We start from the raw sequence: 22,017 nt of genomic DNA, 5'->3' as shown, positions 1-22,017 counted from the left end.
CCCGCGTCATGCAGGAGTACCTGAACCGGGCGGAAGCCACCACCGATCCACGCACCCTGATCGACATCCTGAGCACCTCGGCGCGGCAGCATCCGCAGGCCTCCGCGCTCGAAGACGCTGACGGGGCACTGAGCTACGCCGAGTTGTTGGCTCTCGTGTGGCAGACCGCTGCGCGACTCCACGACAACGGCGTGAGGGCAGGTGATCGAGTCGGTGTGCGCATGCCGTCCGGCGATCGCGAACTCTATGTGTCGATCCTCGCCGTCATGGCGGCGGGCGCGGCGTATGTTCCCGTCGATGCCGACGATCCCGAGGAACGGGCCGAGCTCGTCTTCGGCGAAGCAGGCGTCGCAGGCGTGATCACCGGAGCCGGTTCGTATGAACGGCGTGCGGCGTCAGGAGCGGGCTCCTCGCCCACGCGACTCTTCGAAGGCGATGTCCCGCATCCCAGTTCGACCACGCTGTTCACACCCCCTTTGCCGACGGTCGACGACGACGCATGGATCATCTTCACCTCGGGGTCGACCGGAGTGCCCAAGGGCGTTGCCGTGACGCATCGCTCGGCCGCGGCCTTCGTCGATGCTGAAGCGCGGTGCTTCCTGCAGGAAGCACCGCTGGGCCCGGGCGATCGGGTGCTCGCCGGCCTCTCCGTCGCTTTCGATGCCTCGTGTGAGGAGATGTGGCTCGCGTGGCGGCACGGGGCATGTCTGGTCCCCGCGCCGCGGGCGCTCGTGCGTTCGGGCGAAGACCTCGGGCCCTGGCTGCTCGGGCACGGCATCACCGTCGTCTCCACGGTGCCCACGCTCGCGGCTCTCTGGCCGCAGGATGCCATCGAGAACGTCCGTCTTCTGATCTTCGGGGGCGAGGCGTGTCCGCCGGAACTCGTGGCTCGGCTCGTCGCCGATGACCGTGAGCTCTGGAACACCTACGGTCCGACGGAGGCTACCGTCGTGGCGTGTGCGGCGCTCATGCAGGGAGCGGGTCCGGTACGGATCGGGCTGCCCCTCGACGGGTGGATGTTGGCTGTCGTGGACAGTGACGGACACCCGGTCGCAGACGGTGAGATCGGCGAGTTGATCATCGGCGGCGTCGGACTCGCCCGCTATCTCGACCCTGCAAAGGATGCGGAGAAATACGCTCCGATGCCGAGCCTCGGCTGGGCGCGTGCCTACCGCTCGGGCGATCTCGTGCGGGCGGATCCGGAGGGCCTGCTCTTCCAAGGTCGCGCCGACGATCAGGTCAAGGTGGGCGGACGACGCATCGAACTGGGCGAGGTCGAGACGGCGTTGCAGGCGCTGACGGCCGTGTCCGCCGCCACCGTCGTCGTGCAGCGCTCCGACGCCGGAGTTCCGCTGCTCGTCGGATATGTCGTCCCCGCAGAGGGCTTCGACCGCCAGACCGCCCGCGCCGAACTCGCCGACACGCTACCGGCACCGCTGATTCCGGTGCTCGCCGTGCTCGACGAGCTACCGGTGCGCACCTCGGGCAAGGTCGACAAGGCAGCTCTGCCCTGGCCATTGGGCGCCACGGATGCCTCCGATTCGCCATTGTCCGGAACGGCGGCCTGGCTCGCAGAGCAGTGGGTCGCTGTGCTCGGCATCCGTCCGGCGGATGAGAAGGCGGATTTCTTCCAGCTCGGCGGAGGATCCCTCGCCGCAGCACAACTGGTCTCCCGCATCCGCGTTCGCGCGCCCGAATTCACCATGGCCGACGTCTACGACCTGCCGCGGCTGGGACAGATGGCGGATGCCGTCGAAGACGAGTCCATCGAGGGCGAAGTGTCCGACGTCTTCAGTACCGCGCATCCGACGCCGAGATCGATGCAGTGGGTGCAGACCATCGCGAGCCTCCCGCTCTTCATCCTCACGGGGCTGCGGTGGACGCTCTGGCTACTCACCGCCAGCTGGATCCTGCGGCTGGTTCCGGGGTTCGATTTCCTTCCCGAGGCGCCAGCATGGGCGATCATCGTCGGCCTGCTCATCTTCGTCACGCCCGTCGGGCGTATGGCGCTCTCGGCGGGGATCTCGCGGCTCCTCCTCCGCGGAGTGAGGCCGGGCGATCATCCACGCGGTGGCGGGGTGCATCTGCGGCTGCGGCTGTGGCTTGCGGAGCAGATCGCGCATCGGATCGATCCCGTCGGCCTCGCGGGCGCTCCCTGGGTCACGTACTACGCGCGGGCGCTCGGAGCGAAGGTCGGCCCTCACGTCGATCTGCACGCGCTCCCGCCGGTCACCGGAATGCTCGACATCGCCGAGGGCGCCGCCATCGAGCCGGAGGTCGATCTGTCCGGATACTGGATCGACGGCGACACCGTCCGCATCGGCGGTATCCGCATCGGTGCCGGCGCCACCATCGGCGCGCGCAGCACCCTTGCGCCGGGAGCGCGCATCGGCAGGAACGCCGAGATCGCGCCCGGCTCCGCCGTGTTCGGGCGCGTGCGCGCCGGGCAAAGATGGGCAGGCTCACCCGCTGTTCGGGTGGGCGGAACGTCGACACCGCTGGCACCGGAAAGGCCGCCGGCTCCGCGACGCTGGCTCTGGGTGTACGGGGCATCGTCCGCGGGCCTGGGCCTGCTGCCCTACCTCGCCTACGCCGTCGGCGCCGTCGTCATCGCCCAGGGCATCCGTGGATCCGCATCGATCGTCGACGCCCTTCCCGCCGTCGCCGCGTGGTTGGCGCCCGCGACTGTTGCCGCGGGCACCAACCTGGCCGGCGCCGTGTTGATCTTGACGAGGCTGCTGTCGATCGGTCTGGTCGAAGGCATCCATCCCATCCGCGGGCGCGTCGCCTGGCAGGCCTGGACGACGGAGCGTCTCCTCGACTCGGCTCGCACGGTCCTCTTCCCGCTGTACTCGAGCCTTTTCACACCGGTCTGGCTGCGGATGCTCGGAGCGAAGGTGGGTCGAGATGTCGAAGCATCCACGGTGTTGCTGATTCCGTCCATGACCACGATCGACGACGGTGCGTTCCTCGCCGATGACACCATGGTCGCCACCTACGAGCTCAAGGGTGGATGGATGCGCATCGACCGTGCGCGCATCGGCAAGCGTGCCTTCCTCGGCAACTCGGGGATGGCGGGTCCGGGGCACCGTGTTCCGCGAGACGGTCTCGTCGCCGTGCTCTCGGTGGCCCCGGAGAAGTCCAAGCCGGGTTCTTCGTGGTTGGGTTCGCCAGCGATGAGACTGAGACGAGTCGTCAACGATGCCGACCTCGAGCGCACGTTCCGGCCACGACGGAGCCTTCGAGTGGCCCGCACCCTTTGGGAGCTGTGCCGCTTCATCCCCGTCGTCGTCAGCTGCGCGATCGGACTGACGGTTCTGTTCGTGCTCGCCGGAATGATCGAGGCGTGGGGCATCGGCCCCACCGTCGCAGTGTCCGGCGCGGTGGTTCTGGGCGCCGGCGCCGTCGCGGCGGCCATCAGCACGTCGGCGAAGTGGGTGTTCGTCGGTCGGATCAGACCGGGGGAGCACCCGCTCTGGTCGAGCTTCATCTGGCGCACCGAGGTTTCTGACACGTTCACGGAGATGGTCGCCGCTCCCTGGTTCGCCAACGCGGCAGCGGGCACACCGGCTCTCGCTCTGTGGTTGCGCACGCTCGGCGCCAAGGTCGGTCGCGGTGTCTGGACCGACAGCTATTGGCTACCGGAACCCGATCTCGTGACACTCGGAGACGGGGCGACCGTCAACCGCGGTTGTGTGGTTCAGACCCATCTGTTCCATGATCGAGTCATGAGTACTGACACCGTGACGCTCGAGCCCGGGGCGACCCTCGGCCCGCACAGCGTGATTCTTCCGGCAGCATCGATCGGTGCCAATGCCACGGTGGGCCCCGCGTCCCTGGTCATGAGGGGCGAATCCGTCCCCGAGGGCAGCAGATGGAGCGGTAATCCGATCGGACCGTGGCGAGCCGTCAAGGTGCGCGCCTATCAGTCTGCGGACGCATGAGCGGTGACCCGTACACACCTCAAAGCGGCGACCCGAATCTGAGCATCGAGCACTACGAACTCGAACTCGACTACAAGGTCTCCACCAATCGGCTCAGCGGCACTGCCACGGTGAGTGGATATGTGCGCGCGGCGACGTCGTCATTGTCCCTCGATCTCGTCGGGCTCCGCGCCTCGAAGGTGAGCGCGGCGGGGAGGAAGCTCGCCTTCCATCAGAGCGACCGCAAGCTGCGCGTCTCCCTGGGCACGACGTGGGAACCAGGAGAACGTTTTTCCGTGTCGGTCGTCTACGCGGGTGCGCCTCGTCCGCGAAGGTCCCGATGGGGAACCATCGGCTGGGAGGAGCTGGAAGACGGCGTGATCGTCGCCTCGCAGCCGACCGGCGCACCCACGTGGTTCCCGTGCAACGATCTGCCCTCCGACAGGGCGACCTACCTGCTCACCTTCACCACGGAGTCCGCCTACACCGTCATCGCCGGAGGCGCGACGACGTCGTCGACCCGCGGGGGAAAGACGACGTGGACGTTCCGCCGCGATATCCCCACGGCGACGTACCTCGCGACAGTCCAGATCGGACGCTACCTGGCGAAGCCGATCCCGTTCTCCGCAGTGCGGGGGGAGATTCACTATCCGCAAGCGATTGAGAGCCGGGTACTCGCCGATTTCGAAGACCTTCCCGCGATGATGAAGGTCTTCGAGGAGTCGTTCGGCCCCTACCCGCTGCCGGACTATCGCGTCGTGGTGACCGAGGACGAACTCGAGATCCCGCTCGAAGCGCAGGGCGTCGGCATCTACGGGGCCAACCACGCCGACGGACTCGGCGGATCGCGGCGACTGATCGCGCATGAGCTCGCTCATCAGTGGTTCGGGAACAGTGTCGGTCTCTCCCAGTGGCGTGACATCTGGCTCAACGAGGGGTTCGCCTGCTACGCAGAATGGATCTGGTCGGAGCGCTCCGGAGGACCCACCGCAGACGAGAAGGCACTGATGCACCATGCGCGACTTCGTCTGCTCGCTCAGGACATCGTGCTCGGCGATCCCGGGCCGGACCTGATGTTCGATGATCGGATCTACAAGCGGGGCGCACTCACTCTGCACGCCATCCGTCGCACGGTCGGCGAACTGCTCTTCTTCCGGCTTCTCCACGCGTGGGCGGGACGCTTCGCAGGCAAGACCGCTACGACCGATGACTTCGTCGCCCTCGCGGAGGAAGTGACGGGCGTGCCGTTGGCCCAACTCATCCACAGTTGGGTGAGCGAGCCGCGTCTCCCCGCGCTGCCCGCGCGGGCGGCCTGATCGCTGCCGAAGAGGGGGCTCGCTTCAGGCAGCGACGATAGCGATGCTGACGGTGTGCCCGGGCGGCCCTGGTGCGGGAGCAACCTCGATCGCCACTCGCTCGCCGGCGATTCTCACGGTCTGCCCGCCGGGGAGCAGCAGAGCGGATGCCTCACCGAATGCGACGTCAGCGGGCGGGATCCTCAGTCCCCGCCCGTCCGCTTTCACAACCGCCTCGAATGCCGTCCAACGCTCCAGCGTGGGCGGCGGAAGAGGCGCGTAGAGGGGCGCGAGATCACGGAGTAACCCGGCGGGGCCATCCGACGAGACACGCTCGACATCGATACCCACGGCGGATGCCGATATTCGGGGGACGGCGGCAGCGACCACCATGTCACCCGCGTAGCTGAGGTTCACCGCCAGGGGAGCGCCGTCGACCTGCGGGCGGCCATGGTCGCCACCGCAGTGCGCGCAGACACTCGAGATCGTCGTCGCTCCGTCGTGGGTGGGGGCAACGAGTGCCGTCAGCAGGAGGCGCCCGGTGGCGAAGCGTCGTGCTCTCACCGCATCGAGCTGTCGGTAGCGATGGAGTTGGTCGCCTCCCAGCCGCCGCATGATCGCGTCCAGATCGGCGTCGACGAACGAGGCGTCCGTCCACGCGATGCGCACCGGACCCAACGATCTCTGCTCGATCTCCACGACCTCAGCGTAGGACGAGGGCAGGCTGCTCGGCGGCGCGGTCCGCGTCGAGATCACTTGAAGGTGCCGGCGGTGGGACTCGAACCCACACGCCCTTTCGGACAAAGCATTTTGAGTGCTCCGCGTCTGCCATTCCGCCACGCCGGCTCGTGTGTCGCGTCTACGACTTTAGCGCAGGGGAGCGGAGCGTTTCGTCGTTCGCCCACGTGCACCGCCGTTGCAGAGGGCGTCTCCACTAGGATGGGTGTGTGACCGAGCAAGAACTGTCTGAGCAGCCCGCGGCATCCGCACCCCGACGCGTGGTCGTCGCCGAAGACGAATCGCTGATCCGTCTCGACATCGTCGAGATCCTCCGCGACAACGGCTTCGACGTGGTCGGCGAGGCCGGAGACGGCGAGACGGCGGTCGCGCTCGCGACGGAACTGCGCCCCGACCTGGTCATCATGGACGTCAAGATGCCGCAGCTCGATGGCATCAGCGCTGCTGAGAAGCTGCACAAGGGCAACATCGCCCCGGTTGTCCTGCTGACCGCATTCAGCCAGAAGGAGCTCGTCGAGCGCGCGAGCGAGGCGGGGGCCCTGGCCTACGTCGTCAAGCCCTTCACCCCGAACGACCTGCTGCCCGCGATCGAGATCGCACTGGCGCGTCACGAGCAGATCATCACGCTCGAGGCCGAGGTCGCCGACATGGTCGAGCGTTTCGAGACCCGCAAGCTCGTCGACCGTGCCAAGGGTCTGCTGAACGAGAAGATGGGCCTCAGCGAGCCCGAGGCCTTCCGCTGGATCCAGAAGGCGTCCATGGACCGCCGTCTGACGATGCAGGATGTCGCCAAGGCGATCATCGAGCAGCTCGCACCGAAGAAGTAGTGTTCGCGCTCGACTCCGAGCACACGCTGCGGTCGATTCGTATCGGTGATGGTGCAGCACTGGCGCGAGCCTATGCTGCCAATCGCGAGCACCTCGCGCCGTGGGAGCCGATGCGTCCGGCCGAGTTCTTCACCCCGTCATGGCAAGAAGACGATGTGAAAAGCTGCGTTGAGGACGCGGCATCCGCACGCAATGCGCGGTTCGTGATCGAATCGTCAGATGGCGTGATCTTCGGGCGGATGAACCTGAACAACATCGTCCGCGGCGCCTTCCGCAGCGCTGATCTCGGGTATTGGATCGATCACACGCGGCAGGGGCGCGGCCTCGCGTCACGCGGCGTGGAGGCACTCGTCGCGTACGCACGGGACGCTCTGAGCCTGCACCGCCTGCAGGCCGCGACTCTCGTGCACAACGGCGCCTCGCAGCGCGTGCTGTCGGTCAACGGTTTCGGCCGCATCGGCCTCGCACCGCGTTACCTGCGGATCGCGGGGGAGTGGCAGGACCATGTGCTCTTCCAGCGACTGCTCGACGACGACGTCAGCTCTCGCGAGGAACGTCCTTGATCATGTTCGTGATGCGGATCGTCGAGCACCGGCGTCCCTGATCATCGGTCACGACGATCTCGTGCACGGTGATGCTGCGTCCGAGGTGCACCGGCGTGCACACGCCGGTGACGATGCCGGAGGTGGCAGAGCGCGTATGGGTCGCATTGATGTCGACCCCGACGGCCAGCCGCCCGGGACCCGCGTGGAGGTTCGCGGCCATCGAGCCCAGCGACTCGCCGAGCACCACGTACGCGCCGCCGTGCATGAGACCGACGGGCTGCGTGTTGCCCTCGACCGGCATCGTGGCGACAGATCGCTCGATCGTGAATTCGGTGAACTCCAGGCCCATCTTCTCGGCCAGCGCACCCATTCCGCGGGCAGTGGCCCACTCGAGTCCTTCACTCATCGCGACCTCGCTCATGCATCCTCCTCAGCGCGTGTCCGTCGTCCTCGTTAGGCTGACAGGGTGACGGACTCCGCAAAGCCTACCCTCATGGTCATCGACGGCCATTCGCTCGCCTATCGTGCATTCTTCGCGCTCCCGGTCGAGAATTTCACCACGAAGGACAACCAGCACACGAATGCCATCTACGGCTTCCTGTCGATGCTGGTGAACCTTCTCAAGGCCGAGCAGCCCACTCATCTCGCGATCGCCTTCGACACCTCGCGACACTCGTTCCGCACCGACGAGTATCCCGAGTACAAGGCGACGCGGTCCGAGACGCCGCAGGAGTTCCGTGGCCAGATTCCACTGCTCCAGGACTGCCTCGCGGCGATGTCGATCCCGGTCCTCACGAAGGAGGGCGTCGAGGCGGATGACATTCTCGCAACGCTCTCCACCCAGGGAGCGGCGCAGGGGTACAACGTGCTGGTCGTCTCGGGCGACCGAGACACCATTCAGCTCGTGAACGACGACGTGACCCTGCTCTACCCCTCCGTGCAGGGCGTGTCGCAGCTCAAACGCTACGACCCGACCACCGTGCAGGAACGGTACGGCGTGCGGCCGGAGCAGTATCCCGAGATCGCCGCGCTCGTCGGCGAGACCAGTGACAACCTCCCCGGTGTGCCCAAGGTGGGAGAGAAGACCGCGGTCAAGTGGCTCACCCAGTTCGGATCCCTCGGCGAGCTCCTGGCCCGGGCCGAGGAGATCAAGGGCGTGGTCGGCGGCAACCTCCGCGATCACATCGAAGACGTGCGCCGCAATCGCAAGCTCAACCGCCTTCTCGTCGATGTCGAGCTGCCCGTCGCGCCCGACGATCTGATCGTCACGCCGATCGACGCACAGGCCGTGCGCGACATCTTCGCGCGCCTGGAGTTCCGCACGCTGCTTCCTCGAGTTTTCGAGGCGGTCGGTGCGGGCGAGGTCGCCGATGACCCCGCCACGATCGTCGAGCTGCCCGTGCCGGCGCAGGTGTCGGCCGAGGACTTCCTCGCATGGGCGGAGGCGGCATCGACCGACGTCTCCGTGCGTCTCCTCACGCAGGGCGGCCTCCCCATCCGGCTCGGCGCCGCGACCGAGAACGAACTGCGCGAACTCGACTGGACGGATGCCGTCGCCGAGACGCTGCGCCCCTGGTTCGAGTCCGAGCAGCCCAAGGTCTTCCACGATGCGAAGCCGCAGGTGAAGGCTCTGCGTCGCGCGGGCATCCGACTGCAGGGGATCGCCTACGACACGAGTCTCGCCGGCTGGCTCCTGCGACCGAGCTTCCCCGACAAGACGCTCTCCGACCTGGTCGAGCGCTATCTCGGCGAGAAGCTTCCCGAAGCCGATCCGTCGCAGCTCGTGCCCGAGACGGAAGGAGCGACGCCCTCGCAGGAGGCGTGGTTCGCGCTCCGAGTCGCCACGGCGCTCCGCGACGACATCCCCGAGTCCGTCAACTCCGTGCTCACCGACATCGAACTGCCGACCCTGTTGGCTCTCGCCGACATGGAGGTCGCCGGTGTGGCCGTGTCGCACGAGGTGCTCTCGACGTTCTCCGCAGAGCTCGCCACGCGCGCGGAGGGAATCGCTCAGGATGCCTTCGGCATCGTGGGCCGCGAGTTCAACCTCGGGTCCCCGAAGCAGCTCCAGGAGGTGCTGTTCGAAGATCTCCAACTGCCGAAGACGCGTAAGACGAAGACCGGCTATTCGACCGATGCGGCCGTCCTCGCCGATCTGCAGGAATCGCATCCGCATCCGTTCCTGAACCTGCTGCTGCAGCACCGTGAGGCGACCAAGCTCCGGCAGATCATCGAGTCGCTCGACACGGCGATCCGCGACGATGCGCGCATCCACACGACCTATGTGCAGACCGGCAGCCAGACCGGCCGGTTGTCGAGCACCGACCCCAACCTCCAGAACATCCCCGTGCGCACCGAGGAGTCCCGCCGCATCCGCAGCGCGTTCCAGGTCGGGGAGGGCTACGAGGCACTGCTCACCGCCGACTACTCGCAGATCGAGATGCGCATCATGGCGCACCTCTCCGGCGACGAAGGGCTCATCGAGGCCTTCAACAGCGGCGAAGACCTGCACCGATTCGTCGGTGCGCGCGTCTTCGGCGTCGAGCCGAGCGAAGTCACCTCGGCGATGCGCACGAAGGTGAAGGCCATGTCCTACGGCCTGGTCTACGGGCTTTCGGCCTTCGGCCTCTCCAAACAGCTTCGCATCGAGCAGTCCGAGGCCAAGCAGATGATGGTCGAGTACTTCGCTCGATTCGGTGCCGTGCGCGACTATCTTCGTGCTTCAGTGATGGCGGCCAAAGAGGTCGGGTACACCGAGACGATCTTCGGGCGTCGGCGTCCGTTCCCCGACCTCTCGAGCCCGAACCGGGTGCTGCGCGAGAACGCCGAGCGTGCCGCTCTGAACGCACCGATCCAGGGCAGCGCGGCCGACATCATGAAAATCGCGATGTTCCACATTCACGACGACATCCGGTCCGAGGGACTCGCTTCGCGGGTGCTGCTCCAGATCCATGACGAGCTCGTGCTCGAGGTCGCACCGGGGGAGTGGGACGCCGCCGAGCGGATCGTGCGCACGCGCATGGGCGATGCCGCCGACCTCACGGTGCCGCTCGACGTACAGGTCGGGCGCGGAGACAATTGGAACGAGGCCGCGCACTGACCCTCGGGCATCATCACCCGACGATTAGGGTGGGACGCATGACTTCATCGCCTCGCACTCCCACCGCCATCGACAAGGTCGCCGAAGACTGGGTCGACACGATCGTGACGCTCGCGCCGACCCTGGGCACCTACATCGGGCGCGACGAGGTGAACGATCGTTTCGGCGATCTGAGTCCTGCTGGGCACGAAGAGATCGCGGTGGCGACGCGCGCGACGCTCGATGCCCTTTCGGCGCTCGAACCCGTCGACACGATCGATGAGGTGACCAAGGCAGACCTCGGCGCCGAACTTCGCCTCGATCTCGAGTTCCACGAGGCGAACTGGCATCTGCGCGACCTCAACGTGATCGCCTCGGTACCGCAGGACGTCCGCTCCGCGTTCGACCTGATGCCGACGTCGACGGCCGACGACTGGTCGGTGATCGCCACACGCCTCGCGGCTGTTCCCGACGCTCTCCGCGGCTATGCCGAGACCCTGCGCGAAGGCATCGCGCGTGGCGTGACGCCCGCCCGCCGTCAGGTCACCGAAGTGGCGACGCAGATCGATCGGTACACGGCAGACGACGGATTCTTCGCGGCGTTCGTGGCCGACGCCGTTCCCGACGAAGGCCAGCTTCCCGCCTCGCTCGCGCGCACGCTCGCCGATAACTCGGCGGCTGCGCGCGTGGCCTACGACGAGCTCCGCCGCTTCCTCGCTGAAGAGCTCGTTCCCGCCGCATCCGAAGACGATGCCGTCGGCCGTGAGCTGTACGCACTCCACTCGCGTCGGTTCCTCGGCGCCTCCATCGACCTCGACGAGACGTACGAGTGGGGTCGCGAGGAGCTGGCGCGAATGGTCGCGGAGCAGGCCGCCATCGCGCACGAGATCCTGCCCGGCGCGTCGGTCGAAGAGGCCGTCGCCCACCTCGAAGCGGATCCTGCGCGCAAGCTCGTCGGTACGGACGCCCTCCAGCGGTGGATGCAGGAGACGAGCGACCGTGCGGTCACGGAACTCGCAGCTTCGCACTTCGAGATCCCGGAGGCCATCCGCACTCTCGAGTGCATGATCGCTCCCACGCAGGAGGGTGGCATCTATTACACCGGCCCGACGGACGACTTCTCGCGTCCCGGCCGCATGTGGTGGTCCGTGCCGGAGGGCGTCACCGAGTTCGACACCTGGCGTGAGCTGACGACCGTCTACCACGAGGGCGTACCGGGTCACCATCTGCAGATCGCACAGGCGGTCTACAACCGTGCCGAGCTGAACTCGTGGCGCCGCCTCTTGGCGGGCACCTCCGGTCATGCCGAGGGCTGGGCGCTCTATGCCGAGCGACTGATGCAGCAGCTCGGTTACCTCGACGACCCTGCCGACCGGCTCGGCATGCTGGACGGACAGCGTATGCGTGCAGCCCGCGTCGTCCTCGACATCGGCGTTCATCTCGGCAAGCCCCGGCTCGACGGTGACGGCGTCTGGGATGCCGACTACGCACTCGATTTCATGCGTCGCAACGTGAACATGTCGGACCAGTTCGTGCAGTTCGAGGTCAACCGCTACCTCGGGTGGCCGGGGCAGGCCCCGTCGTACAAGGTGGGTCAGCGCATCTGGGAGCAGGCCAGGGACGAGTACGCCGCGAAGAAGGGCGACGAGTTCTCGGCGAAGGACTTCCACAAGCGCGCGTTGGACCTCGGAGGCGTCGGACTCGACACCCTCCGCATGGCCCTCCGGGAGCTCTGAGCGCAGGGAGAGGCTCTCACGCGCCGAATCCTGGGGAGGCGGGCACGGAAAGGACCGTGCGCGACGTCACCGAAGCGTTACGTCGCTGATCTGCCGGGGGACCCGGAACTCGAGAGTTCGTGGCCCGTCTCACTGGGGATCGGTCGTGGCATCGAAGAGCTGGCTCTCGAGCACGCGGCTCCGTCGTTCGGGGCGCTCGATGATGTACGTCAACAGGTCCTCGAACTGGGAGAGCACGACAACGGCCTCTTCGAACTCGGGTTCCGTTCCGTGAACGACTGCTCCATCGTCTCGCACCGCCAGATACTCGTATCCATTGCGAACGGAAAGCAGGATGGGGAGATGATGCTCCCAGAAATGGGAAACCGCGGCCGCCTCATCAGCCGTCGTCGCGGCCTGGATGCTCAGCTGTTCGAACTCGTTCCACGCGAAGGCGCCTTGCGCTTCGGAGGAGTAGTCGTCGCTGGACAAGAACCACACCGTCTCGTCCGCGCTCGACAGGAGCGAGAACGACGACACCCACGCGTTCACGGTGTCGGGTGCCGTGTACAACGGGGCGTATGCACCGCCTTCCGTGGACAGGCGCGGTTCACACGTCCATCCGGCTTCCTTCAACGATCCGGCCGCACGTCGGAAGAGCTCGTTCATGCTGTCAACGTTATCGAGCAGTCGCGCCAGGCAGCCGGCGGCGGCCGGTCATGTGGTCGCGCCGGTGTTGACCCAATCCAGTGTCGACAGCTTCGCCTCGATCCGCGCGAGGCCGATGTTCCCGCATCCGACCAGGGTGAGCCTGCGCAGGCGCGGGAGGTCGTTGATGGCCGTGATGCCGGTGATCTTCTTGCAGTATTGGATGTTCAAGCTCTCCAGCTGCTGCAGGGTCGCCAGTTCGGAGACATCGCCCAGAGATGTGAGGTTCTTCAGCCTCAGCGATTCCAACTGGGGGAGCGCGCCGATCCCCGTGATGGACGTAAGCGTGCGTCCACCGATCAGCCCGAGCCGGCGAAGCCCGACCGGTTCGACGAGGCGGAAGATCTCCTCGTCAGTGGGCACGTTCAAAAGGTTCAGCTCTTCCAACGGCAGTTCGAGCGCCTGACGCACGTTGTTCAGAGACCTCTGCGGGTAGAGCGAGAGCGCCTGGAGTCGAGGGAAGTGCTCGTTCTTGAATCGGAACGGTTCGCCGACGTAGAGGCTCCGCAGATTCGGCACCACCACGTCCGGCCACACCAGAGTCCGTTCCCCGACATGCACGAAGAGCTCTTCCATGCTCTCGGGAAGATCGCCTTGCCGGAGCTCAGTGATGACGGTGGGGAGCACCCGCCCGGGCCCGATGCGGAGGGTTTTCAAACCCGTCATCGCTGTGATGATCTCGGGGAGACGGTCGATGGGCCCGTCCAGTGGAGACCACAGGTGCACATCGGTGATGCGTGACAGCTGCTCGGCGGGATAGGGCTGGTCGTAGAACACCAGGTCCCTGTCCGGCACGTCGAACTGCTCCTGGTACGCACTGTGCAGAACCATCGTTCGCTTGCTCATGACGCCTTCATCCACTCGCCCTCATCGACACCACAACCGACATTACCGGTGCGTACTGCTGACTTTCGTGCCGCAGCGACCGGGCGCGCTTCGTACGGGTTCGAGTGGCCGAGATAATGGAGGGGTGACACTGATTCAGGAGGTCGTGACCTACGACGGATTGCCGTCTTCGGCGGGCGGTGCGCACTCCCTTCGCACCAGGAACCCCCGCACGGCCTACGACGCGGTGCAGACATTCCTCGATGCCGCCGTGCGGACGATCAGTGCACCGGAGATGTCGTTCCAGCTCTGGGCCGGTGGCCCGCGCGAGATCGCAGATCGCTTCGAAGCGTTCGCGGCAGCGCATATCGGGGGACCACGGAGCCGACAGCGCACGCACACCGAGTGGCGGGTTCGCCCCGAGAACATCGATGCTGCGCTCGACGCCGTGGGCAGTGCAGGCTCGCAGGCGGTCACCGCCCACGGGCATCCGCTCGCCTCACTGGTCTGGAACGCGCAGGTGATCCTGACCGACCCCGCAACAGGAACACCGTACGACGGGATCGACGCCGATGCACTCGGTCGATTCGCCGTCGACGGTTACGGGCGCCTCCTCGGCGAATCCGGCATACGAGCCACGTTCGGCACGACCGCATCGTCTCTCTCGCTCTGGCTCGCGTTCCCGGCCGACGACCGGTTGCACGATGCCGCCGGGCACGTCCAGAAGCACCTGCCCGTTCGCATGTCGGCGAAGCACTGGCGTCGGTGGCGAGCCACGAAAGACGGTCAGTCCTACCGGGCCACCAAGATCGCGTCACCCCTGGCAACATGAGCGCACGCGCAAAGCTCCACCGGCTCTGCGTCTTCATGACGCCCGCGGATGAAGAACAGCTCAGCACGGCGATCCGGACCCTGCTGCCCACGGTGAGGTTCGTCGACGCATCTCAACAACCCGAGACGCCCAGACCGACGTTTCGCTCGGCACTGAGCGAGTGCACGGGCCCTCACGTCACCCTCGTGGATACGAGCATCATCTCCGAGAGTGCGTTCCATCGCGACGACGTCGTGCCACACCCCTCTGGTCAGGGGTGGGTCTACGCCATCGTCGGCACCGGCCTCGCGAGCTTCGTACGATCACACGCCTTCGAGGGCAGCTTGCGGAACGGTGAACTGCGGGCATCCGTGCCGGCAGGTGACGCCCGCACCACCGCGCACATTCGTGAGCTGATGCGTCTGGTGCGCGATGGCGGGAGGGGCGTGTTCGCCGTCGACCCGATGACCGAGAGCATCGCGCGTCGCGCGGAGCGGAACTTCGTGGCGTGGCCGAACGCCGCATCCCGTTTTGGGGCAGCGGATGCTCCGGTGCTCACCAATGGCCCCACGGCGTGGTTCACCGTCGATCGCTGACGGGTGTTGACGGGAATGCGCGAGACGGTCCCGATGTTCATGCATATGAATAGGAAGGCGTGACATGAGCATCGAGTTCGGTCTGGATACGTTCGGAGACATCACCCGCGGCGCCGATGGCGATCTGCTGAGCGGAGCGCAGACGATCCGCAACATCGTCGCGCAGGCGGAGATGGCGGACTCCGTCGGAGTCGACTTCTTCGGAGTGGGGGAGCACCACCGCAGGGAGTTCGCCGTCTCGGCGCCCGAGATGGTTCTGGCGGCGATCGCGGCGCGCACCGAGAAGATCCGTCTGGGCACCGCCGTGACGGTACTGTCGTCCGACGATCCGGTGCGGGTCTTCGAACGCTTCTCGACGCTGGACGCCGTGTCGAACGGCAGGGCGGAGGTCGTCCTCGGCCGGGGCTCCTTCATCGAGTCTTTCCCGCTCTTCGGCTACGACCTGCACGACTACGACGCGCTCTTCGAGCAGAAGCTCGAGCTCTTCGTCGAACTGCTCAAGGAACAGCCGGTCACGTGGTCGGGGTCGATGCGCGCGTCGCTCGAGAACGCCGACGTCTTCCCGAAGACGGAGCACGGCCTGCGCACCTGGGTGGGCGTCGGTGGCAGCCCCGAATCGGTGGTCCGCGTGGCGCGACACGGCCTCGGACTCATGCTGGCGATCATCGGCGGGTCGGCCGCACGGTTCCGCCCGTTCGTCGATCTGTACCACCGCTCGATCGCGTCGTTCGGCACGACCGAGCATCCGATCGCCGTGCATTCGCCCGGCCACATCGCCGACACCGATGCCGAGGCCTGGGATGGCGCGTACTCGGGGTTCGAAGCGATGAACAACACGATCGGTCGCGAACGCGGATGGCCGGCCTACAGCCGGGCACGGTTCCAGAACGACATCGGTCCCGAGGGCGCGATCTACGCGGGCTCTCCGGAGCGAGTGGCGGCGAAGATCGCCGACACCGTCACGACGCTGGGCCTCGGACGATTCGACCTGAAGTACGCGACCGGAACTCTCTCGCACGAGGCGATGATGCGCAGCATCGAACTGTACGGCACCGAAGTGATCCCGAGGGTTCGCGCGATTCTCGCGAAGAACGCGTGACGCGCGCACATCTGTCACCGCTCAGCGGGAATAGGCTTGAGCGGTGACAGATGTGCGATTCGTGGCGATCGGCGATTCCTTCACGGAGGGCGTCGGAGACGTGCTTCCCGACGGCACCGAGCGCGGGTGGGCCGACATCGCAGCGCAGGGATGGGCCGATGCCCTCGGCCGGCCGATCCAGTACGCGAACCTGGCGATCCGCGGCAAGCTGGCCTGGCCCATCGTGGAGCAGCAGCTCGAGGCGGCGCTCGCGCTGCGGCCGTCGCACCTGTCGTTCAACGGCGGCGGCAACGACATGCTGCGGCCCCGCACCGATCTCGAGCACATCGCCGATGCGTTCAGCCGGGTGCTGCGTCGCTGCGATGAAGAGGGCGTCACGATGATCCTCCTGTCCGGAGCTAACCCCAGCGGCCAACTGCCGATGGGATCGCTCGTCCAGCGCCGCGGCGATCTTCTGTCAGAAGCCGTTCTGCGCCGTATCGCGGATCGTCCCGACGTGGCGCGTGCGCTGAACTGGCCGGATCGAGAGCTCGCGCAGAGCGCGTACTGGTCGGAAGACCGCCTGCACATGAATGCCGCCGGCCACCACCGCGTCGCCGCACGCGTACTGAGCGCGCTCGGCTTCGAACCGCCCGAGACCTGGTGGGCTCCGCAGGAGCGCGGTGGCCTCGGCCCCTCCGGACTCGCCTACTACCGCGAATTCGTCGGGCCGTGGGTGCGCCGACGCGTCACGCGCACGTCGTCGGGTGACGGTCGAACGGCCAAGTACCCCGTCTGGGTCGAGCGGACCCCGGTGTGACGAACGCTCGAGGCGAGGCATCGCGGTGAGCGACATCGAGCTGGCTCGCATAGGCGGCGGCACCGTCGAGCTGCACGACGCACGCCGCGATTCCCGGCGGTCGGTCGCTCTCGACGCCTTCGAGATCGGCGTCTATCCCGTCACCCAGGAGCAGATCGCAGACGTGCTGGGCCTCGCCGCACCGCATCCGACTCGCCCTGCCGCCGATCTCAGCTGGTTGCGCGCTACGCACTTCTGCAACGCGCTCTCGGAGTGGGAGGGCCTGGAACAGGCCTACTTCTTCGAGGGCGAAGAGGTCACGTGGGACGTGACGTCCGATGGCTTCCGCCTTCCCACCGAAGCGGAGTGGGAGTTCGCGTGCCGCGCCGGCTCGACCGGACCGCACTACGCGCCGCTCGCCGATGCGGCCTGGACGGGTGCCGACAATGTGCGAAGCCCGCAACCGGTAGGAAGCCGCATACCCAACCTCAACGGACTCTTCGACACGCTCGGCAACGTCTGGGAGTGGTGCTGGGACTTCCTCGACCCTGCGCGCTACGGCGACTACCGGGTCTTCCGCGGCGGCGGCTTCTCCGACGATGCGTGGAGCGTGCGAGCGTCTGTGCGGCGTGGGGGAGCGCCGCGTATGCACCACGATGACGTCGGGATGCGCGTCGCGCGCGGCGCTTTCGACACTCCGGGTCAGGCGCAGGGGTGGTCGGATCAGGCGGATCGAGAGAGGGCCGTGACCGATGGGCCGCTGCCGATGGGGTGGACGCCGCGCGACCGATGAGCCGCCGACACCGACCCGGTCGGCCCTGTCGCCGTTCCGGCACGTGCAACGCAGCGTTCAGGCGCGCTGTCTCCGCCCCTTGTCCGGCTCGAGGCCCATGCGGATCCGGGTGCGTTTGCGCTCGATCACGATGAACACGACGCCAATGATCCAGAGCGGGATCGGCGCGAGGAAAGCGATGCGGAAAGCGTCGAGTGAGTAGGTCTCGGGCGTTCCTGCGCCCTGCAGGTCGAGCGCGAGCCCGATCAGGAAGATCGCGATGAGTGCGGCGATGAAGCCACCGGCGTTCGTCACGCCGGTCGCGGTGCTGAGACGATGCGAAGGGTTGTGCGTGCGGGCGTGGTCGAACGCGATCATGGATGCGGGTCCACCCGTGGCGAGAGCGATCGCGAGGACGTAGAGCAGCCAGATCGGCGAGGGACCGGGAACAGCGATCACCGCGATCCAGGCGAGCATCTGGATCCCGACGGCCGGCAGCACCAGCGCCAACGAGCGGTAGTTCGGCAACCGCCGCGACAGGTCGCCGATGATCGGACCGAATGCCATGCCGGCGATGACGTAGACCGAGATGATTCCCGCGGCGTGCGCTCCGTCGAGGCCTTGGCCTGCGGTGAGGAACGGCATTCCCCACAGCAGGATGAACGCGGTTCCGGCGAACGGTGTCGTGAAATGCGACCAGAAGGCGAGTCGTGTGCCGGGATGCGCCCATGACGCGCGGATCCCCACGCCGGTATCGATGGCGGAGGTCACCACACGCACCACGCCGGTGTCGGTGTTCACCGACACATCGGCACCGCGCTCGGGAGGGTGGTTGCGGATGACGGCCCACACGAGGATGGTGAACAGCACCCCCAGCCCGGCGATGCTCCCGAAGGTGATCGTCCAGCTGGTCGCATGCAACAGCGCCGCCAGGGGGACGAGCGCCACCAGCTGGCCCGCCTGCCCGATGATGCCGGTGAACTGCACCATGAGCGGGGCTCGTTGGGCGGGGAACCAGGTCGCCACGAGGCGCAGGACCGCGGGGAAGACGGCCGCGTCACCCGCTCCGAGCAGGATGCGGGCGACGATAGCGATCCCGATGCTGGGAGACAGGGCCATCGTCAGCTGTCCGGCTGCCATCAGCAGCATGCCGATCGTGATGATCGGCCGAGATCCGTATCGATCGAGGAGCACACCGATCGGGATCTGCATGCCGCCGTAGACGGCGAGCTGCACGACGGCGAAGAGGGCGAGGGTCGAAGCATCCGCCTGGAAACGATCGGCGGCATCGACGCCGACGGCGCCGAGCGATGTTCGGTTGGTGATCGCCAAGACGTAGGCGGCCACGCCGACGGACCAGATCAGCCAGGCGCGCCAGCCCGGCGTCGAGGCGGGGGAGTGGGGGATGCTCGGCACCACTCCACGCTACTCGCCTCCGCCTCCGACGAACTCGGGCCCCGCGGTCAGCAGATCGCGGGGCCCGAGTTCGGTGAGACTGGTCTCAGTTGGAGCAGAGGGTGCTCACGGCCTGAGTGGAGGTCTGGATGTCGGTCGCCAGAGTCTGCATCTCGGCAGCCGCAGAGGTGTCCTTGTCGATCAGCACCCGCGAGAGCAGGTCGCGCATCGTGGTGAAATCTTCGTAGACGCCGGTGACGGCGTCTTTGACCTCGACGTTGGTGACCGAATCCGCGGCTTCGCCGATGGCGTCGGCCGTCGCGGTGAGAGTGGCGACCGTTCCCTCGGGATCGGCAGCTGCAGCGTTGACATCGAGGCTGGAGAGCGAGGATGCCGCGCCCGCGACCTTCGACGTGGCGATCGCGCAGGCTTCGGCGACGGTCTGGCCGGACGACTGTTCGGTCGGAGCCGAGGTCTCGGTCGACGACGAGGACTTCTCGGTCTCCGTGGCACTCGGCGAGCCGGTGCAACCGGCGAGTCCGAGGACGGCGACGAGAGCGATGGTGACAGCAGCAATACGACGGTTCATATTTCCCCCTTGTTGGTCGGCCGAAGTGCCGACACACATGTACAAATAGGTCAGCAAGATGCGTCGACAAGTCAATCACATCGACCGGACCAGGCAGGGGAGAGGGAGCTGTGCGGGCGCTTCCCCTTCTGGCAGTGGAATACCCTGTGACTGCCCGGCCCCGGACGTTCCTCCGACTAAGAATGTGACATGGACCCGTGGGGCGAGACAGAAGCCCTCCTCGACCGACCATGGGTGTTCATCGCTGTCATCGACTTGCGTTGCGAGCGTTCTTCTTCGCATCCCAGAACTGCTGAGCCGCTTCCGCGCCTTCCTTCTTCTTGATCAGATTGAATCTCACGATTCTGACAACCGAGCGTACAACGAGCCACGCCACAAGAGCGCCGACGACCACTGGAACCACAAGCGTTCCGATTTCATAAGGCCCCATTTGCGAGCCCCCTTCCCTTGTTTGTATTGATGACCACCGCGCCCTGAAGTGCGGAGGCCCCGCCCTCCGTGAACGGGAGATTGAAGTCGTCGCGATCCATGAGGCTATGGCTTCGAGACCTTGAAGATCAGGGGTGCCGACACATACGGCGACCTCGGATCGTCAGCGGAAAAGTGATTGCTTTCGTTGTATCCGAGAGCGTTCCAACCGAGAAAGTCCAGCGTCTGCCCGTCGGGCACGAGAATGACGGTGCAGTAAAGTTCTGACGTCCATGGGTCTGGCAATTCGCCTTCGTAGCAGATCTCATCAAGGTCTCGTCCGATCCCGCCCGACTCAAAGCCGCAGTCGCCCTGCAACTGGTCAGCGTATTGACCATCGGAGAGGACCCCGTAGAAGTCCCCGAGAGAGAAGCCGACGCGCTTCTCATCAGCAGGGGAGTCGACCTGGTAGGCGACTGCCACCGGCTCGTAGTCGGCGAACTCGTCTCCGTTGTCGAACTCATCGAACAGTGCTTTGCCGGGCCAACTTATGTCCGTTACCGTAAGGCCCAGTTCGGCAGGTTCGATACGTGGCGCGGTGCTGCCGTCTGTGTACGCCATCCCCGGCACCCGCAGCGTCTCACCGATGGCGACGCTCGAGCCAGGAACAGTGAGCGTGTCGGGCACCACAACCTCGATCGACTTTGCCTCGACAGATGAAGCCGAAGCCGCGCACCCCGAGAGAGCCGCCACACCGACCAGCGCCACCGCGATCGGCGGGGCGTGCTTTTTGAGCTTCATTGATGCCTCCGGAGTCGTGACAGCGGTTCGTTGTTTTCAGGGGAGGCCGAAATCAGCATCCGAATCTATGACGGGTTCGGCGACAGAATCTGACGCCGAACCTCGAAATCGGCCGAGCGCCGCCTCAAGCTGTCGACGGATCTGCTCGACCATCGCCTCGTTCCCTGAACTGCGGGCGGTTCCATCCGGATAGCTGTGTTCATCGCCTCCGATGCCGGTGACGCGTGTTGAACGGGCGAATGCCGCACGTCCAGATGCCTGATTCCGCGCGATCTTCGCCACATACCCGTCGGCGCTTTCTCGTCGCCGCCGGTACGGGCGTTGCCGTGACCGCAGCGGGGATCTGGCTCGCTGCATCGCCCGAGTCTCCCGAACCTGAGGACTCGCTCCCGGACCCGGACAACCCGAGAGGGCTGACGCAGTACGAGAGCCGGTGTACGAGCGTGCGGTGACGGGCCTCGAGGCGCCGCTGGGTTTCACGGATTGCGGGAGTCCCACCGCTCGAGCGAGCCGCGATACGGCGGGGAGTGACCGGCACGCGGTGACCCCGGTCATTGATCGGTTCATCATCCACCACACCGGAACGACAGATGACCAGCTGGATTTCTTCTCCCGCTGCAACAAGCGTTCGTCTGCTCCGACCTTCTACCTCCGACACGACGGATCCGTGATCGAGTTGATTCGCCCGGGCGCGAAACCATCCTCGAGCGGTGCCGACTGGAACTGGCGCTCGGTGGCGGTGGAGACCTTGAACGAGACGGGTGCGCCCGGTTACACCGTGACGGAGGCTCAGACAGAGGAGCTCGCGCAGATGATCGCGTGGCTCGCGACGTTCGACGGAAAGGACCTGGACGGCGTGCCGGTGTCGTTCACCATCGATCGCGAGCACGTCATCAGCCACCGGGAGACATGCGAATGTCCCGGTCCATTCCTCCAAGCGCGCCTGAACGACATCGTGAACCGCGCACAGCAGATCTTCACCGAGAACCTGACAGCGTGACCGGCGGGAGGGGAGCTCCGGTCCCTGTACGAGAACGCGAGATCGGCTGTTCCGGCTCATAAACTGACATAATGTGCATTATCGGCGATAACGCATCTGGCCCGCCTGCCAGC

Annotated in this window: 20 protein-coding genes and 1 tRNA gene; 13 read left to right on the top strand and 8 right to left on the bottom strand. The window is 66.4% G+C overall.

All coding sequences use genetic code 11. From position 1 onward, the window contains the following. Positions 1-8 precede the first annotated feature (8 nt). Both ACIOSY_RS10725 and ACIOSY_RS10720 read left to right on the top strand, forming a co-directional pair. A complete protein-coding gene (locus ACIOSY_RS10725; RefSeq protein WP_400852989.1) occupies positions 9-3,944 on the top strand; it encodes a Pls/PosA family non-ribosomal peptide synthetase in 3,936 nt (1,311 codons plus the stop codon). After that, on the top strand, positions 3,941-5,239 hold the full coding sequence (locus ACIOSY_RS10720; protein WP_400852987.1) for a M1 family metallopeptidase: 1,299 nt from the start codon (positions 3,941-3,943) through the stop codon (positions 5,237-5,239). The genes ACIOSY_RS10725 and ACIOSY_RS10720 overlap by 4 nt, the downstream gene beginning before the upstream one ends. A 24-nt stretch (positions 5,240-5,263) precedes the next feature. Here the strand turns inward: ACIOSY_RS10720 and ACIOSY_RS10715 are convergent, their stop codons facing one another. Both ACIOSY_RS10715 and ACIOSY_RS10710 read right to left on the bottom strand, forming a co-directional pair. Beyond that, complete coding sequence (locus tag ACIOSY_RS10715; RefSeq protein WP_400852985.1) at positions 5,264-5,917, bottom strand: 4'-phosphopantetheinyl transferase family protein; 654 nt, start codon at positions 5,915-5,917, stop codon at positions 5,264-5,266. Positions 5,918-5,981: 64 nt separating this feature from the next. After that, positions 5,982-6,064 (bottom strand) — tRNA-Leu (locus tag ACIOSY_RS10710). Positions 6,065-6,165: 101 nt separating this feature from the next. Between ACIOSY_RS10710 and ACIOSY_RS10705 the strand changes: the two genes are divergently transcribed. Continuing rightward, complete coding sequence (locus ACIOSY_RS10705) at positions 6,166-6,783, top strand: ANTAR domain-containing response regulator (protein ID WP_400852983.1); 618 nt, start codon at positions 6,166-6,168, stop codon at positions 6,781-6,783. Beyond that, a complete protein-coding gene (locus ACIOSY_RS10700; protein WP_400852981.1) occupies positions 6,783-7,346 on the top strand; it encodes a GNAT family N-acetyltransferase in 564 nt (187 codons plus the stop codon). The genes ACIOSY_RS10705 and ACIOSY_RS10700 overlap by 1 nt, the downstream gene beginning before the upstream one ends. On the opposite strand, the gene ACIOSY_RS10695 is transcribed toward ACIOSY_RS10700, so the two are convergent. Continuing rightward, complete coding sequence (locus tag ACIOSY_RS10695) at positions 7,321-7,749, bottom strand: hotdog fold thioesterase (protein ID WP_400852979.1); 429 nt, start codon at positions 7,747-7,749, stop codon at positions 7,321-7,323. The two genes, ACIOSY_RS10700 and ACIOSY_RS10695, sit on opposite strands and share 26 nt — an antisense overlap. A gap of 45 nt (positions 7,750-7,794) precedes the next feature. On the opposite strand from ACIOSY_RS10695, the gene polA reads away from it, so the two are divergent. Together polA and ACIOSY_RS10685 are read left to right on the top strand one after the other, a co-directional pair. Then, entirely contained in the window at positions 7,795-10,428 is a 2,634-nt protein-coding gene (polA, locus tag ACIOSY_RS10690) for a DNA polymerase I (protein WP_400852977.1), read from the top strand. Positions 10,429-10,466: 38 nt separating this feature from the next. Continuing rightward, positions 10,467-12,143 carry a DUF885 domain-containing protein gene (locus ACIOSY_RS10685; RefSeq protein ID WP_400852975.1) on the top strand — a complete coding sequence of 559 codons (1,677 nt, stop codon included), beginning with the start codon at positions 10,467-10,469 and terminating at the stop codon, positions 12,141-12,143. Between the two features lie 129 nt (positions 12,144-12,272). Here ACIOSY_RS10685 and ACIOSY_RS10680 read toward each other — a convergent pair whose 3' ends face one another. Both ACIOSY_RS10680 and ACIOSY_RS10675 read right to left on the bottom strand, forming a co-directional pair. Beyond that, positions 12,273-12,791 carry a hypothetical protein gene (locus tag ACIOSY_RS10680; RefSeq protein WP_400852973.1) on the bottom strand — a complete coding sequence of 173 codons (519 nt, stop codon included), beginning with the start codon at positions 12,789-12,791 and terminating at the stop codon, positions 12,273-12,275. 48 nt (positions 12,792-12,839) lie between these two features. Further along, complete coding sequence (locus ACIOSY_RS10675; protein WP_400852971.1) at positions 12,840-13,676, bottom strand: hypothetical protein; 837 nt, start codon at positions 13,674-13,676, stop codon at positions 12,840-12,842. Positions 13,677-13,800: 124 nt separating this feature from the next. Here ACIOSY_RS10675 and ACIOSY_RS10670 point away from each other — a divergent pair, with 124 nt between their 5' ends. The 5 genes from ACIOSY_RS10670 to ACIOSY_RS10650 all read left to right on the top strand — a co-directional run bounded on the left by ACIOSY_RS10670 (position 13,801) and on the right by ACIOSY_RS10650 (position 17,732). Next, on the top strand, positions 13,801-14,487 hold the full coding sequence (locus ACIOSY_RS10670) for a hypothetical protein (protein ID WP_400852969.1): 687 nt from the start codon (positions 13,801-13,803) through the stop codon (positions 14,485-14,487). A 185-nt stretch (positions 14,488-14,672) separates the two neighbouring features. After that, on the top strand, positions 14,673-15,062 hold the full coding sequence (locus ACIOSY_RS10665; protein WP_400852967.1) for a hypothetical protein: 390 nt from the start codon (positions 14,673-14,675) through the stop codon (positions 15,060-15,062). 64 nt (positions 15,063-15,126) lie between these two features. Further along, positions 15,127-16,161, top strand: a complete 1,035-nt coding sequence (locus ACIOSY_RS10660) for an LLM class flavin-dependent oxidoreductase (protein ID WP_400852965.1) — start codon at positions 15,127-15,129, stop codon at positions 16,159-16,161. 52 nt (positions 16,162-16,213) lie between these two features. Continuing rightward, positions 16,214-16,960, top strand: coding sequence for an SGNH/GDSL hydrolase family protein (locus ACIOSY_RS10655; RefSeq protein WP_400853823.1), 747 nt, complete (start codon positions 16,214-16,216; stop codon positions 16,958-16,960). A 25-nt stretch (positions 16,961-16,985) separates the two neighbouring features. Next, on the top strand, positions 16,986-17,732 hold the full coding sequence (locus ACIOSY_RS10650; protein ID WP_400852963.1) for a formylglycine-generating enzyme family protein: 747 nt from the start codon (positions 16,986-16,988) through the stop codon (positions 17,730-17,732). 57 nt (positions 17,733-17,789) lie between these two features. Here the strand turns inward: ACIOSY_RS10650 and ACIOSY_RS10645 are convergent, their stop codons facing one another. The 3 genes from ACIOSY_RS10645 to ACIOSY_RS10635 all read right to left on the bottom strand — a co-directional run bounded on the left by ACIOSY_RS10645 (position 17,790) and on the right by ACIOSY_RS10635 (position 20,904). Beyond that, a complete protein-coding gene (locus tag ACIOSY_RS10645; RefSeq protein WP_400852961.1) occupies positions 17,790-19,127 on the bottom strand; it encodes a nitrate/nitrite transporter in 1,338 nt (445 codons plus the stop codon). Between the two features lie 85 nt (positions 19,128-19,212). Then, positions 19,213-19,695 (bottom strand): hypothetical protein, encoded by a 483-nt coding sequence (locus tag ACIOSY_RS10640; protein WP_400852959.1) that lies wholly within the window; start codon positions 19,693-19,695, stop codon positions 19,213-19,215. A gap of 534 nt (positions 19,696-20,229) precedes the next feature. Beyond that, the gene (locus ACIOSY_RS10635; protein ID WP_400852957.1) at positions 20,230-20,904 is read right to left on the bottom strand and encodes a hypothetical protein; all 675 of its coding nucleotides are present in this window, start codon (positions 20,902-20,904) and stop codon (positions 20,230-20,232) included. A 239-nt stretch (positions 20,905-21,143) separates the two neighbouring features. Here ACIOSY_RS10635 and ACIOSY_RS10630 point away from each other — a divergent pair, with 239 nt between their 5' ends. Beyond that, entirely contained in the window at positions 21,144-21,356 is a 213-nt protein-coding gene (locus ACIOSY_RS10630) for a twin-arginine translocation signal domain-containing protein (protein WP_400852955.1), read from the top strand. Beyond that, positions 21,353-21,904, top strand: coding sequence for an N-acetylmuramoyl-L-alanine amidase (locus tag ACIOSY_RS10625; protein WP_400852953.1), 552 nt, complete (start codon positions 21,353-21,355; stop codon positions 21,902-21,904). The genes ACIOSY_RS10630 and ACIOSY_RS10625 overlap by 4 nt, the downstream gene beginning before the upstream one ends. Positions 21,905-22,017: the final 113 nt, after the last annotated feature.

Origin of the sequence: Microbacterium sp. NPDC087665 (genome assembly GCF_044743285.1) — a bacterium.
Taxonomy (GTDB): domain Bacteria; phylum Actinomycetota; class Actinomycetes; order Actinomycetales; family Microbacteriaceae; genus Microbacterium.
Note: the sequence above shows the minus strand (reverse complement) of the source record. Positions and strands in the feature narration are given on the sequence as shown.